Origin of the sequence: Crocinitomix catalasitica ATCC 23190, assembly GCF_000621625.1 — a bacterium.
Taxonomy (GTDB): domain Bacteria; phylum Bacteroidota; class Bacteroidia; order Flavobacteriales_D; family Crocinitomicaceae; genus Crocinitomix; species Crocinitomix catalasitica.
In genome coordinates this window covers 14419-29188 of record NZ_JHXV01000017.1, presented here as the reverse complement: position 1 = coordinate 29188, position 14770 = coordinate 14419, and the positions used below count along the sequence as shown (strand labels likewise).

At 32.9% G+C, this 14770-nt stretch carries 11 protein-coding genes; 3 read left to right on the top strand and 8 right to left on the bottom strand.

What is annotated here, in order from left to right:
- Positions 1 to 48: 48 nt before the first annotated feature.
- Positions 49 to 1821, bottom strand: coding sequence for a M61 family metallopeptidase (locus tag T367_RS0110990; RefSeq protein ID WP_027419893.1), 1773 nt, complete (start codon positions 1819 to 1821; stop codon positions 49 to 51).
- Positions 1822 to 1900: 79 nt separating this feature from the next.
- Between T367_RS0110990 and T367_RS23940 the strand changes: the two genes are divergently transcribed.
- Entirely contained in the window at positions 1901 to 2767 is an 867-nt protein-coding gene (locus T367_RS23940) for a Cbp1 family collagen-binding glycoprotein adhesin (RefSeq protein WP_027419892.1), read from the top strand.
- A 444-nt stretch (positions 2768 to 3211) separates the two neighbouring features.
- On the opposite strand, the gene T367_RS0110980 is transcribed toward T367_RS23940, so the two are convergent.
- From T367_RS0110980 to T367_RS23935, 6 genes are all read right to left on the bottom strand, one after another.
- Positions 3212 to 5356, bottom strand: coding sequence for a polyribonucleotide nucleotidyltransferase (locus T367_RS0110980; RefSeq protein WP_027419891.1), 2145 nt, complete (start codon positions 5354 to 5356; stop codon positions 3212 to 3214).
- Positions 5357 to 5543: 187 nt separating this feature from the next.
- Positions 5544 to 5813 (bottom strand): 30S ribosomal protein S15, encoded by a 270-nt coding sequence (gene rpsO, locus T367_RS0110975; RefSeq protein ID WP_027419890.1) that lies wholly within the window; start codon positions 5811 to 5813, stop codon positions 5544 to 5546.
- A 104-nt stretch (positions 5814 to 5917) separates the two neighbouring features.
- The gene (gene accD / locus T367_RS0110970; protein WP_027419889.1) at positions 5918 to 6763 is read right to left on the bottom strand and encodes an acetyl-CoA carboxylase, carboxyltransferase subunit beta; all 846 of its coding nucleotides are present in this window, start codon (positions 6761 to 6763) and stop codon (positions 5918 to 5920) included.
- 36 nt (positions 6764 to 6799) lie between these two features.
- Positions 6800 to 7864 (bottom strand): class I fructose-bisphosphate aldolase, encoded by a 1065-nt coding sequence (locus T367_RS0110965; protein ID WP_027419888.1) that lies wholly within the window; start codon positions 7862 to 7864, stop codon positions 6800 to 6802.
- Between the two features lie 136 nt (positions 7865 to 8000).
- Positions 8001 to 8699 (bottom strand): (d)CMP kinase, encoded by a 699-nt coding sequence (cmk, locus tag T367_RS0110960; RefSeq protein WP_027419887.1) that lies wholly within the window; start codon positions 8697 to 8699, stop codon positions 8001 to 8003.
- Between the two features lie 43 nt (positions 8700 to 8742).
- Positions 8743 to 9945 carry a sensor histidine kinase gene (locus tag T367_RS23935; RefSeq protein ID WP_051568497.1) on the bottom strand — a complete coding sequence of 401 codons (1203 nt, stop codon included), beginning with the start codon at positions 9943 to 9945 and terminating at the stop codon, positions 8743 to 8745.
- Positions 9946 to 10032: 87 nt separating this feature from the next.
- Between T367_RS23935 and T367_RS0110950 the strand changes: the two genes are divergently transcribed.
- The gene (locus T367_RS0110950) at positions 10033 to 10830 is read left to right on the top strand and encodes an SDR family oxidoreductase (RefSeq protein WP_027419886.1); all 798 of its coding nucleotides are present in this window, start codon (positions 10033 to 10035) and stop codon (positions 10828 to 10830) included.
- Positions 10831 to 10833: 3 nt separating this feature from the next.
- Entirely contained in the window at positions 10834 to 12618 is a 1785-nt protein-coding gene (locus T367_RS0110945; RefSeq protein ID WP_027419885.1) for a MutS-related protein, read from the top strand.
- A 3-nt stretch (positions 12619 to 12621) separates the two neighbouring features.
- On the opposite strand, the gene T367_RS0110940 is transcribed toward T367_RS0110945, so the two are convergent.
- Entirely contained in the window at positions 12622 to 14661 is a 2040-nt protein-coding gene (locus T367_RS0110940; protein WP_084274395.1) for a T9SS-dependent choice-of-anchor J family protein, read from the bottom strand.
- Between the last annotated feature and the right edge of the window lie 109 nt (positions 14662 to 14770).

Sequence of the window (14770 nt, the reverse complement as noted above, 5' to 3'; positions counted from 1 at the left end):
TTTAAAAAATAATTAGGAATCAGACTTTTAAGTGTACCCACGTTTTTATTAATCAATTCTTAACCAATATTGAAAATGTTCGATTGACTTATCTGTAAAGTTAGGTTCATAGCCATATTGGTATCGCTTAGATTCTCCCATTTTAATCGTATAAGTTTTTAAGATATTATCTCTAGACAAAAGAATTTCAAATTCGTCGCCAATTTCAATACTTTCCATAAACTCAGCGAAAGTCTCGCTATTCATTCTAAATCCATTAATCGCTACAATTTCATCATTTACGCTTAAACCTTGTTGTTCAGCTGCAGAATTTAGATAAACTGTAGAGATCACCAATCCATTTTCACTTGATGATGTTCTAATTCCTAATGACGGACTTGAACTTGTTGTTTTATCCATGATATCTAGACCAACAGTTTTAAAAAACTCAGCATAATCGATAATATCGGTACCATAAACATACTTGTCAAAGAACCAATCCAATTCTTCACCTATAAATTTTTCCAAATTCGCTTGAAATTCTTCTTCGGTAAAACCTACATCTAACTTTACATAAAAATCTTGATAAAGTTGTTGTAAAAACTCATCTAAAGATTTTTTAGCATCAAATTTCTTGATGATATATAAATCTAACATGGCAGCTAAAATTTGCCCTTTAGAATAGTATGAAATCGTAGTATTAACACTGTTCTCGTTAGGACGATAAGATTTAATCCAAGCGTCAAAACTAGCGTGAGCAACTGGTTGAACTCTATTTCCTGGTTGGTTTTCAACATAATTAATTGTACCAAATAGTTTGTTTAGATAATCATCTTCAGAATAGAAACCTGCACGTCTTAAAATTAATTCGTCATAATACGATGTGAAACCTTCCATAACCCATAACAAGTCAGTATAATTTTCTTTGTCATAGTCAAAAGGTCCTAATTCTTTTGGTCGCATTCTTTTTACATTCCATAAATGGAAATATTCATGCGCAACTAAACTTAAAAAATCTAAATAATCAGCACCTTTATAAGTCCATCTATTCACTTGTAAAGTAGTTGAATTAACATGTTCAAGTCCACCAGAAGGAACAGTTAAGTTGTGAATGATGAACAAGTAGTTTTTGTTTGGGTTAACTCCCATTACTTTAGTTTCCGATTCAATAATTTTTGACATGTCACGTTTTAGCGTCTCAACGTCAAAATTTCCTTCGCCATACATAGCAACTGTATGATGTACACCTGCTGCATCAAAACTAAATTCGATATGATTACCAATTTCAATTGGACAATCAATTAAATGATCATAATTTTTAAAAGCATAAATACGGTTAGATTTTTTTTCCAATGCAGTAGAAATAGTTTTGAAACTTGCATGAGGTATAATCTCTAATTCTCCACTGATGTTTTTATTTCCAGCCACATACATAAAAACACTTGAGCCATTAATATAACCGTGCGAATCATCCAAGAAACTTGTACGAACAGAAAGTTCGAATGCATAAACTTGATACTTCACTTTGATTTGACGATGACCTTTTGTATCAATTGACCAAGTATTTTTTTCTGTTTTTTCAGCTTTGATTGGATTACCCGACGCGTCTAGAACGGTTACTTGGTTAATACTCTTCGCAAATTCTCTAACTAAATATGATCCTGGTGCCCAAACTGGCATTTTTATTTCGGTAGTTTTTAATTTAAGATCAGAGATGGTCATCTCAACGTCAAAATAATGACTGTTCGGAGATTCCATTTTTACTGAATAATTAACTGTTAAAGAAAAGATGTTGAACGAAAAAGAGATTAACGCCAACGATAAAAAAATAGATTTGATCATTTTACTTGATTTTAGTTCAAAAATAAGCATTTGAATTAAATATTAATTAGTTTTGTTGCAACAGAAATCACTACAAATTATGAAGCATTTATTTTATTTTTTAATTGGAACGTCATTATTAATTAGTTGTAATGGAGATAATGATACTACAGGTTCTATTGGATCCGCTAATAATGAGGAACTAGCAAGGTTAAAGTCAGAAAATCGTGCATTAGAAGATAGATTGGTTGAAAAAGACTCTGTATTGAACGAATCTTTTATGTTATTCAATGAAATAGAAGAGAATTTAGCAAAAATTAACCTTAAAGAAGATGAGATTCGTTTTAGAACGAATGATGTTGAGTTGGCGGAAGATGGGAAACAATGGATTATACAAGAAATTCAAAATATAAATTATTTGCGTGAGGCCAACCAGAAAAAGGTAAAAGAGTTAAACGTTAAATTAAACAATAAGGATATTGAGATTAGCGAGTTAAAATCTTTGGTGTCTAACTTGATGAATAAAATTCAAGTGCAAGAAGAAGAAATTGAAATGTTGCGTGTAGAGTTAGCTGAATTGGATAGAGAATATGTTGAATTATTAGAAGCATACCAAGAGCAAACAGAAATAACAGTTGCTACCATTAAAGAATTGAATAAAGCTTATTATGCTTATGGTTCGCAAGATGAATTAATCGCAAACGGTGTTATTATTAAAGAAGGTGGTTTTATTGGAATAGGGAAGAAGCAAGCGCTTAAGAGTGATTTTAACGATGATTACTTTACTGAAATAGATTTAACACAAAAAGATGCAATTGAAATAATTGGTAAGAAATTAAACTTTATTACTGATCACCCATCAAGTTCTTATGAGATTAAAACTGAAGGTGAGAACAATATTATAAAAATTAAAGATCCTAAATCTTTCTGGAAGGTATCTAAATATCTAGTTGTTGTGGTTGGATAATCGATTTTGAAAAAACATTTAAAAAACGTACTTCATTTGGGGTACGTTTTTTTTGTGCTTAATTAGCGCATCACGAATACTAAACATTATTTTTATTAAGCGAGTGGAGGAGATAGGATACTTGAGCTTGAATGGAAATGGAAGGTTTTGACAATATATTAAACAATGTTGATGTCTTTACTTTATTCTTTAGGGAGATGTCCTTAAATAAGTAGAAATAGCTATATATTCCGATTGATATATATGAGATGAACAATGTGTATTAGGTTTAAGTTTTTATGCTTTAGCAGACATTCAATGGGTAGTGGGGAAAAGCCTGTAAGATGATTCATGTTCGAATGATAAGAAAGCTTACTTTGTCTAACATTGTTCGATTATAGCAATAAATAAAAAAATCCCTACCAAATGTATGATAGGGATTTCGAATTCAATATTTAATAAAAATTACTCAGCTGTTTTAGCTTCCGGTTTAGGAAGTAAAACTTTACGAGATAATTTGAATTTTTTAGTTTTTGGATCTTGTCCAATTACTTTAAATTTAAGAACGTCACCTTCTTTAACAACCTCTTCAACTTTTTCTAATCTTCTATGTTCAAGTTCAGAAATATGAATAAGACCGTCAACACCAGGTAAAATTTCTACGAAACAACCGTAAGATTGAATTGATTTAACTTTTCCTTCGTATTCAGCACCAACTTCAACAGTTGGAGGGAAAGCGATTGATTTGATACGGTTTTTCGCGTTGTCCATATCTTCACCATTCGTAGCAACGATTTGAACAGAACCTTCACCAGTTGAAATTTCTTCAATCGTGATTGTTGTATTCGTTTCTTTTTGCATTTCTTGAATGATCTTTCCACCAGGTCCGATAATTGCTCCAATCGATTCGTTAGGTACAACGAAACTCTCAATACGAGGTGCATTAGGTTTCATTTCAGTACGAGGCTTATCGATAGTTTTCAATAATTCATTTAAGATATGTAAACGACCAGCACGCGCTTGTTCTAAAGCTTCAGTTAATACTTCGAAAGATAAACCATCCACTTTAATATCCATTTGACAAGCAGTAATACCGTCAGCTGTTCCTGTTACTTTAAAGTCCATATCACCTAAATGATCTTCATCACCTAAAATATCAGACAATACAGCATATTTACCGTCAGCATCAGAAATTAATCCCATTGCAATACCAGAAACTGGTTTCTTTAATTTGATACCACCATCCATTAATGCAAGTGTACTTGCACAAACAGTTGCCATTGAAGACGAACCATTAGATTCAAGGATATCAGAAACTAAACGAATTGTATAAGGGTTATCCTCACCAGTTGGTAACATATTTTTCAAAGCTCTTAAAGCTAAGTTACCATGTCCAATTTCACGACGAGATACTCCTCTAATTGGTCTAGCTTCACCAGTTGAAAATGGAGGAAAATTATAATGTAACATAAATCTCTCAAAACGCTTATCAGCCATTGAATCGATCATTTGCTCATCTAGTTTACCACCTAAAGTTAAAGTCGTTAAAGATTGTGTTTCACCACGTGTGAAAATTGCAGAACCGTGAGAAGAAGGGATATAATCAATTTCAGACCAAATTGGACGAATCTCATCCATTTTACGACCATCTAAACGAATTCTATCATCTAACATTACACGTCTAACAGCAGCTTTCATTGATTCTTTAAAGTAAACACCAATAAAAGGACTTTGAACTGCTAATTCTTCTTCAGATAAAGAAGCAATATATTCATCTTTAATCTCACCGAAAAGTTGACCTCTTAGCGCTTTATCAGCTAAACCTTGAGCAGCAACTGCTTTACATTTTTCGTATGTTGCAGCATGAACTTTAGCTCTAACATCTTCATCATGATTTTCGTGAGAATATTCTCTTTTTGTTTGTGATACAGGAACCTGTGCAGCCAATTCAACTTGGAATTCACATTGTTTTTTAATTGCAACGTGTGCCACTTTGATAATCTCAACCATTTCTGCTTCAGAAATCTCATGCATTTCACCTTCTAACATTACAATGTTTTCAGCTGTTCCTGCAATCATACAATCTACATCAGATTGCTCAAATTGTTCGAAAGTTGGATTAATAATCCATTCACCATCAATTCTACCAACTCTTACTTCAGACATTGGGCCATTAAATGGAATATCTGAAACAGCTAAAGCTGCAGAAGCAGCAAATCCAGCTAAAGAATCAGGCATGTTAACACCATCAAATGAAATCAATTGCATCATTAATTGAGTATCCGCATGGTAATCATCCGGGAACAATGGACGTAAAGCTCTATCTACTAATCTCATGATCAAAATTTCATCATCAGAGGGACGTGCTTCACGCTTTAAGTAACCACCAGGTATTTTACCACCGGCAGAAAATTTCTCTCTATAATCAACTGTAAGTGGTAAAAAATCTACTCCTTCTTTAGCACCTTTATTTGAAACGACTGTAGAAAGAATCATTGTTCCTCCACATTTCACTACAACTGAACCATCCGCTTGCTTTGCAAGTTTTCCTGTTTCAACAGTGATTTCTCTACCGTTGCCAGTATCAATTGATTTTGTTATTATATTCATATTTGTTTGTTTTTTGAAGCGGGGCTTCTTTATTCCAGCATTCTCTGGTTACCGCTTCGTTTGTTTATTTTATATTACTTTTTTTCTAATTTCCTCTTTGTGCGTCTAATTGTATTAATCAATAAAAAAGGCAATTGGAATAAAATATCCAATTGCCCTTAAAATTAATTCAGTATGAAATTCAAAACTATCGTCTTAAGCTCAATTTCTTAACGATTGCTCTGTATCGTTCGATGTCAATCTTTTTCAAATAATCAAGTAAACTTCTACGTTTACCTACTAAGATTTGAAGCGCTCTTTGCGTTCCGTAATCTTTTCTGTTTTTCTTTAAGTGCTCAGTTAAATGCGCAATTCTATAAGTAAATAGTGCGATTTGACCTTCAGAACTTCCAGTGTCTTTTGCGCTGGATCCGTGCTCTTTAAATATTTCTTCTTTCTTTTCTGGTGCTAAATACATGCCAATATTATTTTAAATGATTATTATGTAATTCGGGTGCAAAGATAGTAGTAATAAATTAATTACCTCTATTTTTTAAATTATTTATTCAAGTGAACGCGAAATCAATTTTCAAACATATCAATCAAACTTTCAATTTTGTCTTTTAAATCTTTTCTATGAACAATTAAGTCAAGGAATCCGTGCTCTAAAACGAATTCTGATTTTTGGAACCCAACAGGTAAATCTCTACCAATTGTTTCTTTTACAACTCTCGGTCCTGCAAACGCGATTAATGCATTTGGTTCTGCAATATTAATATCTCCTAACATGGCGAATGATGCAGTAACACCACCAGTAGTAGGATCCGTTAAAAGAGAGATAAAAGGAAGTTTAGCTTTAGATAATTGATTTAATTTTGCTGAAGTTTTAGCCATTTGCATTAATGACAAACCAGCTTCCATCATTCTTGCTCCACCTGATTTTGAAATAATCATTAAAGGGCAATTTAATTCAATTGCTTTATCCACAGATCGAGCAATTTTTTCACCAACAACAGATCCCATTGATCCACCAATAAAACCAAAATCCATTGCTGCAATAACAATAGGCTTATTATTCATTTTACCATATGCTGTCTTCATCGCATCTTTAAGTCCAGTTTTTTCTTGAACTTGTTTAACACGGTCAACATACTTTTTGGTGTCTTCAAATTTTAAAGGATCGGCACTTGATATTCCACGTGCAAATTCTGTCCCTTTTTTACTATCAAAAAAGATTTCAAAATAATCAGAAGCTGAAATTCTTTCATGATGATCACAATTCGAACAAACGAAGAAGTTGAGGTGGTGATCTTCAGAAGGTATTACAGCTTTACATTTAGGACATTTATACCATAAACCTTCTGGTGTTTTTTTTTTGTCAGCCGTTGAAGTTGATATGCCTTCTTTTTTTCTCGTAAACCATCCCATCGTATCAATTTTTTATTCGGTTAAACTATCTTTAAATTACGCAATTGTAATTGAATCATCTAAATAAACATCTTGAATTGCATTTAATAATTCAACACCAACTTTCATATCTTTCTGGAATGCTTTACGACCAGAAATAAGACCATGACCTGCGCCACGCTTATTGATTACTGCAGTTTTAACCGCATCTTGTAAATCACTCATGCCGTCACCAAGAGATGCTCCACCTGAATTGATTAAGCCATTTCTACCCATATAACAGTTTGCTACTTGGTATCTACATAAATCAATAGGGTTGTCAGTTGATAAATGACTGTACATATTAGGGTGAGATTTACCAAAATTAATTGCAGGATAACCTCCATTTAATGTTGGTAATTTTTGTTTGATAATATCCGCTTGAATCGTAACACCAATATGATTGGCTTGAGCTGTTATATCTGTAGCTGTATGGTAATCTACCCCATCTTTTTTGAAGCCTGGGTTTCTTAAATAACACCATAATATTGTAGCCATACCTAATTCGTGCGCTCTTTCGAAAGCTTGTGCTACTTCAACGATTTGTCTTTCAGATTCTGGAGAACCGAAATAAATTGTTGCACCAACAGCAGTTGCTCCCATATTCCAAGCATCATCTACAGATCCAAATTCAATTTGGTTGTATGTATTAGGATATGATAAAAATTCGTTGTGATTCAATTTAACAATAAAAGGAATTTTGTGTGCGTATTTTCTTGCACAAGATGCCAATACTCCAAATGTTGAAGCAACACCATTACATCCACCTTCTATGGCTAACTTTACTATGTTTTCAGGATCGAAATAAATAGGGTTTGGTGCAAAAGAAGCACCAGCCGAATGTTCGATACCTTGGTCAACCGGTAAGAAAGATACATAACCTGTTCCACCTAGTCTACCATGACTATATAAATCCTCCAAACTTCTTAAAACTTGTGGACTTCTATTTGATAATGCAAACGATCTATCAACAAAATCACTCCCTGGAAGGTGCAATAAATTTTTAGAAATAGTTTTACATTCGTGTTGTAGAAGTTGCTCTCCTTCTTTACCTAATAATTCAAGAACTTTGTTTGCAGCCATTATAATTCTGTTTAAAATAATATAATTGAAGGCGCAAAAATAAAAAACTTTCCAGTAAATTCATTAATTATCGCTTTCAATTTATCCTATTGTGGTTCATTTATCGATTATCGCAAGATTTTAAACTAATTTAAGCTTAATTCTTAGCGAGTTCAATTTTCTCATTAATATATTTTAGTGCTAAATCCAACTGTTCTTCTCGGGTTAAATTGCTATTGTCAATTTCAATCGCATCAGTTGCTTTACTCAATGGACTAATCTCGCGTGTCATGTCGATATGATCACGCCTTGCTAAGTCTGCTCCAACATCATTTTTGCTGATGTTTTCACCTTTTTCGATTAATTCTTTATACCTTCTTTCTGCGCGAATATTATTGGATGCAGTCATGAATAGTTTAATTTCTGCATTTGGAAAAACAACCGTCCCAATATCTCTTCCATCCATCACGACGCCTCCCTTTTGACCTAGTTTTTGCTGAAGATCAACCAGTTTTTCTCGAACTTCTTTTAGTGCACTTACAGCACTTACTTCTCTTGAAACAATACTCGAACGAATTTCTTTTTCAACATTTACTCCATTTAGCAAAGTTTCAGATTTTTCAGTTTGAGAATCAAAATGAAAATCAATATCGATATTTGCTAGTTGTTGTAGCGCTTGCTCTTCTATGAAAGCATGATCTTTAATAATGCCTTTATTCATTAAATGTAAAGTAACAGCGCGATACATAGCACCACTATCAATATAAATATAATTTAGTTCGCGTGCTATCTCTTTCGCTAATGTGCTTTTACCACATGAAGAATATCCGTCTATTGCAATTGTTATCTTTTCCACATTAACAAAAATAAGTAAAGCCTAAGGAACTTTAAAATATTTATTAAGAGTTTTCGAACTTTATTTTGAAATGCGTTCCATTTTCAGTTGTTCTATTTACATTGCCATTTAATTGTTGTGCTAATGTATCAATAAGTTCGAGTCCGAAAGTCTCCGATTTTAAAGGGGCTAACCAAGTACCATTATCTGAATAATTCATATAGAAACTTGATTCCTGATGTAATATTTCAAACGTAATTGTTCCTTCTTCATTGTCTTTAAAAGCATGTTTAAGTGAATTGCTAAAAAGTTCGTTATAGATCAATGCTAGTGGAACCAACGTATTAGGTAGTATGTTTTCAACAGCAATATTAAGGTTTAAATGAATTTTTTTATGAATGGCGTAAGACTGAATCAGGTCTTCACTCAATGTTTGAAAATAAGATTTTATATCTATTTGACTTAAGTCATTTGCTTGGTACATTTTATTATGTATCAATGACATTGTAGCTATTCTATTGATGGCTTCTTGGAAGTGGGCTTGAATTTCAAGATTATCTATTTCTCTTGATTGCAATCTTAATAAACTGGTAATTACTTGCAGATTGTTCTTCACGCGATGGTGTATCTCTTTTAACATTGCAGTTTTTTCAATATTCTGCTTTTGAACGATGATATTCTTATTTTGCAGTTCCATTGCAACGTCTTTGTATTGCTGGACCGCGAACGAATTTCTTTTAATAAATTGGTGAATGATATATGATAAAACTAGTCCACATGATGCGATATTAAAGGACAACGAATATATTTCTGGTTTTGTAAGTTCCTTTAGTTCGAGTAAGTTGTTTTCTAGATTAAAAAGTAGATAATATATAATTCCAGCGAATTGAACCAGGATACTTATGTTTCCGGCAATTTTTCCAATTGTAAAATAGGCGTATAATGCTATGATTAGCATCCATACAGGGTCAACGAAGTGCAAGCGATCGTCGATAGCATTTAATGTATAAATAGATATTAATGGTCCTGTAATTATAAATAGGATTGCAACGAATTCGTAGCGCTGTGTTTTAATTAAAATAGCCATGAATATGAAGTTGACACAAACGCCTATCACTGTTGGTATAAAAGCAGGCTCTTCCAGAAAATAAAATATTGTCGCCAAAATAATCTCTACAACAGACATAAAGAGATTAATCTTAAATGTTAAAATGTATCTCGAGATATCAAAATACTCTTCGTATTTCGGTGTGGGAATTATCTTCATATTTTGTTGGCTACGCAAACAAATATAGTAGAATATAATTATCAATTCTATTCGTCAACTTTCTATAAATCCGTAAATTCGTCACAAATGAAAAATGAATTCAAAAATAAAGTCGTTTGGATAATCGGAGCGTCTTCGGGAATCGGAGCAGAGTTGGCTATTCAACTGAATAAGTTAGGGGCATTCGTAATTCTCTCAGCAAGAAAACATAAGGAGTTGTTAGCCGTTCAAAGTAGTTTAGAATTCCCGTCAGAATCAATGGTTGTAGAAATGGATTTAGAGCAGTCTGAATTATTTGAATCCTTGGCGCAAAAAATTGTTGATAAAAAAGGTAAAATTGATTTTTTATTTAATAATGGAGGGGTTAGTCAAAGAGGTAATGCAAGAGATACCAGCATAGCGATAGACAGAAGGATTATGGAAATTAATTACTTCGGAAATATTGCATTGACAAAAGCGGTCTTGCCATATATGATTACCAAAAAATCTGGACATATCGTCGTGATTTCAAGTATTGCAGGAAAGTTTGGCTTTTTTCTAAGATCGGCTTATTCCGCTTCTAAACACGCCCTACAAGGTTTTTACGAAAGTTTATTGTTAGAAGAAGCTGAACATAATATAAATGTGACGATCGCTTATCCAGGTAAAATTAATACTCCAATTTCAATGTCTGCTTTGACGGCTGACGGCAAGGCGAATGGAAAAATGGACCACAATCAAGCAACAGGAATGCCTGTGGAAGTGTGTGTCAAAAAAATATTAGTAGCAGTAAGTAAAAAGAAGAAGTCTGTTTTAGTTGGCAATAAAGAAATTTTGCCGGTATATATTAAACGATTTTCACCGAAATTATTCTGGAAAATCATCAAAAATCAAAGTCCTACTTAATTAATGAATAACATGTCTTATAACCCCGAAGATTACTACAATGCTAAATGTAAGAATCTTGAAGAACAACTGGTCAAAATAAAAAAACAATTATTGGTTTTTGGTCTATTACGGATCTCAATTTTTTTGTTGACGAGTTTAGCTGTATATCTGTTAATTGACGATACACGCTCAATATTTATTAGCCTTTTAGTAGGAATCGTTTTATTCTTGTATTTAGTTTCTAAAAATGAAAATAAAAGGCGAGAAAAAAGTAAAGTTGTTCAACTTTTAACTTTAAATAAATTAGAAATCAATGTGATTAACAGAAATTTTGACGGTATTAAAGAGGGGTTAACGTATTTATCGGAATTGCACGATTATAATCAAGATATTGATTTGTTTGGAAAGGGATCTGTTTTTCAAATGATCAATCGAACAAGTACATTAAAAGGAGAGCAATTATTAGCTGAGATATTAAACAGCAATTTGCTGGAAGATATTAAATTAAAACAAGAAGCCATTGCAGAACTCTCCAAGAAGATTGACTGGAGGCAAAATTATCAGGCGATTGGGGCGTTGATTAAAACTGAAATTAAATCGGATACTATATTGAATTGGCTCAGAGATTATAAATCTAAAATCCCCAATTTATTTAAATATCTGCCGACAGTTTATTCATTAGTTTCTGTAACGTTGTTTGGGTTGTATTTGTTTTCGGTAATTGAAATTGGGTTTGTCTTGGTTTCATTTTTCGGAGGATTATTTATTACAGGTGTTTATTTGAAGAAAATAAATGATTTGTATTCTTCAACGTCTGCAATGACTGGAACCTTTACACAATATAGCCAATTATTAGATCAAGTAGAGAATGAAGATTTTGAAGCAGATTTATTAAAAAAAGCTAAGAAAAATATTTACGGTGGCGAAAAGAAAGCATCTGCTGTATTGAGACAATTATCTAAAGAATTGAATAGTTTGGATCAAAGGAATAATATACTGTTTGCTTTGTTTGCAAATGGTTTGTTTCTATGGGATTTAAAGTATGCATTTAGAATTGAAAATTGGATCAAAAGTCATACACAAACTGTTGAGAATTGGTTTGAAGTGATTGAGTTTTTTGATGCTTATAATTCATTCGGGAACTTTGCTTATAATTCGGTTGATTATGTTTATCCTGAGCTAGTTTCAGATGAATCTATAATAATTGAAGCAGCAGATTTAGGGCATCCGCTATTAATTAAAGAGAAAAGAGTGGACAATGATTTTAAAATTGATAAGGAATCTTTTATAATCATTACTGGAGCGAATATGGCTGGTAAGAGTACTTTTTTGAGAACAGTAGCAATAAATATAGTGTTAGCGAATGTTGGATTACCTGTTTGTGCGACTAAATTTAATTATCGACCGATTAAATTAATATCGAGCATGCGTACATCCGATTCGTTACAAAATGACGAGTCTTACTTCTTTTCGGAATTGAAACGCTTAAAATTTATTGTAGAATCGTTAAAAAAGGACACCTATTTTGTCATTCTTGATGAGATTCTAAAAGGGACGAATAGTAAAGATAAAGCTGAAGGTTCTGCCAAATTTGTATCTAAACTTGTTAATTCTAAATCAACGGGTATTATTGCTACGCATGATTTAAGCTTGTGTGAGTTGTCGGAAACGTATCCAGCAATAGAGAATAAATACTTTGATGCTGAAATAGTGAATGACGAATTGTATTTTGATTACCGTTTTAAGGATGGGATATGTCAAAATATGAATGCTTCTTTCTTATTAAGAAAAATGGAAATAATTTGATGGTTATTTTGAAATAATGATGGGTGAGGTATAAACTGATTCGTTATCTATCAATCTTATAAAATAAGTCCCGTCTGTGAGGTTTTTAATATTTATTTGTAGTTGATTAGATATCCAATTTGATTCGTTTAATTGTAAGATTGTTTTCCCTGAAATGTCAAGGAGCTCCAATTGCATTGGTACGTTATGATTCTTTATCTCAATAAATAGATATTCTCTTGCAGGATTAGGGTATACTATAAATTTGGCGTCTGTTATATTATCAATAGCAACATATTTACAGTCTTCTATGATCAATGTCACGCTCACAGTAATTTCAGGACAGGCACCATTGTCATACGTGTATAAATAATTTGTAGAACCAACTTCCTCTGGAGCTACGAAGAGTGGGGTAGGTAAAGGCGAACCATCTTCGAAAGTCCAAGCACCGGTATTAATCTCAACTCCGACTAAACCAGAGAATAAATTTACGGGCTCTTTCATACATACAGTTAAGGTTCCCCCGCTTCCATCTAATTCTTCTAATACTCTTACGTATGCTATTGTTGTATCTTTATCACACATCCCTTCGCTGATAAAAAATAATTCATATTCCCCAGCTGCAATATCTGTCATATCAAAAAAGTGATCTGATACAACACGATCAGGGTCCCATTGATATGTCCAAACTCCATCAGTGTCTCGAATATCAATTACTGTTCGCAAGTCTAAATAATCTTCTGTAATACAGATGTCTAAAGTGTCATTTTCACTAGGTGTTGGCATGCATTTACCAAAACACACATCATCAATAAAAAGTTTTGATCCGTCCAGTCCATCTGTCGGAATATGGAAGCCTATATAGACAACACCAGTATAATCAGTTAAATCAATTACATGTTTTTCATATATTGAATTGTTGTAAACTGCTCTTTCTAATACTGTTTCAGTAAAGTCATCAGGATCAGTGCCTGTTGTTGAAAGTAAAACCTCCATAATATTTGGTTCAAAACTGTTAGAGACCTTAACCCAGAATGTAGCCGCTCCATTGTCCGTTAATTCTATTGGAGGGGATATTAACCAATCATCATTATTTCCTTCGTTGAGATTAGTATTGATACCAGCTGATTTTAAACCACTCCTTGGATACTCTGTAAAATTTAAAGAAAATTCATCGCCATCACCATTTTCATTTAAAATTGTCCAACAGTTTAATGTGGCAGAGGTATCTTCGAAATTTTCACAGAAATAAGGCGAAACAGCAGGTCTACATTTTGTTTCAAAAGTATAAGGACCTCTCCAAATAGAAGAATCGCCTATAGCGCATATTGCTTTTACATAAAAGTCATAACTTGTTTTTGGTTCGAGGTCAATAAATTCAAGATAGCTAAATATTGTTGACCTTGGATCGCTTTCTCCTGGAACAAAACCTGATATTCCCCAATCAATATACCATTCGCGTTCATCTCCACCCTCAGTCCAAGATATTTCAGCCGAATTATAACTTAACTCATCCAAAGTTAAACGACTTGGTGCTGGACAAGAGGGGGCATCAATGATACGGATGGTGAAATCGGTTATACTACCATTTTCAAAAGTAGCACAAGGGTCTAATGGTAATTCGCCGTGCGCCATCTCCATTATTCTCAATCGGTAATCACCAGTAGGCATAAATGGCATAGTAATTTCATACTCAATAGAAAGTAATCCTCCTTCAAAGTTCTCTTGAGAAAAGAAAAGTTCTGTAGGTTCAAACTCATCATTATTATTAAAATCAATCCAAGCTGATCCTGCACAATCAATAATCCTATTGCAAGTTCCCCAATTAACTTCAAAAACATATGTTGATAGGCTAATTAAGTCTGCTACTTGTACAGTTTGGTCATCAACACCAATTACACCAGGGCAGCCTTCATAATTTATTTCAAAAGACTCACCTATTAAATTAAAGGAACTTAAATTACTGTCTTCAATTGATGTTGGTCCGGCATCCATACAATATTGGGATCGGCCAGTAAAACTTACCATGGTCATACTTATAATAAAGAGAATTATAAGTCTCATATCAAATTGAAATATTGAGTATAAATGATTGGTTACCTGTCGTTTTTTTCATTTAGAATAAAGGAATAGTTTTAATTTGATACACTTTAAAATTATTGTAATTTTCTTA

Bases quoted from the DNA above. Each gene is read 5' to 3' on its own strand.
- T367_RS0110990 (WP_027419893.1), bottom strand. From the start codon at position 1,821: ATGATCAAATCTATTTTTTTATCGTTGGCGTTAATCTCTTTTTCGTTC.
- T367_RS23940 (WP_027419892.1), top strand. From the start codon at position 1,901: ATGAAGCATTTATTTTATTTTTTAATTGGAACGTCATTATTAATTAGT.
- T367_RS0110980 (WP_027419891.1), bottom strand. From the start codon at position 5,356: ATGAATATAATAACAAAATCAATTGATACTGGCAACGGTAGAGAAATC.
- rpsO (WP_027419890.1), bottom strand. From the start codon at position 5,813: ATGTATTTAGCACCAGAAAAGAAAGAAGAAATATTTAAAGAGCACGGA.
- accD (WP_027419889.1), bottom strand. From the start codon at position 6,763: ATGGGATGGTTTACGAGAAAAAAAGAAGGCATATCAACTTCAACGGCT.
- T367_RS0110965 (WP_027419888.1), bottom strand. From the start codon at position 7,864: ATGGCTGCAAACAAAGTTCTTGAATTATTAGGTAAAGAAGGAGAGCAA.
- T367_RS23935 (WP_051568497.1), bottom strand. From the start codon at position 9,945: ATGAAGATAATTCCCACACCGAAATACGAAGAGTATTTTGATATCTCG.
- T367_RS0110950 (WP_027419886.1), top strand. From the start codon at position 10,033: ATGAAAAATGAATTCAAAAATAAAGTCGTTTGGATAATCGGAGCGTCT.
- T367_RS0110945 (WP_027419885.1), top strand. From the start codon at position 10,834: ATGAATAACATGTCTTATAACCCCGAAGATTACTACAATGCTAAATGT.
- T367_RS0110940 (WP_084274395.1), bottom strand. From the start codon at position 14,661: ATGAGACTTATAATTCTCTTTATTATAAGTATGACCATGGTAAGTTTT.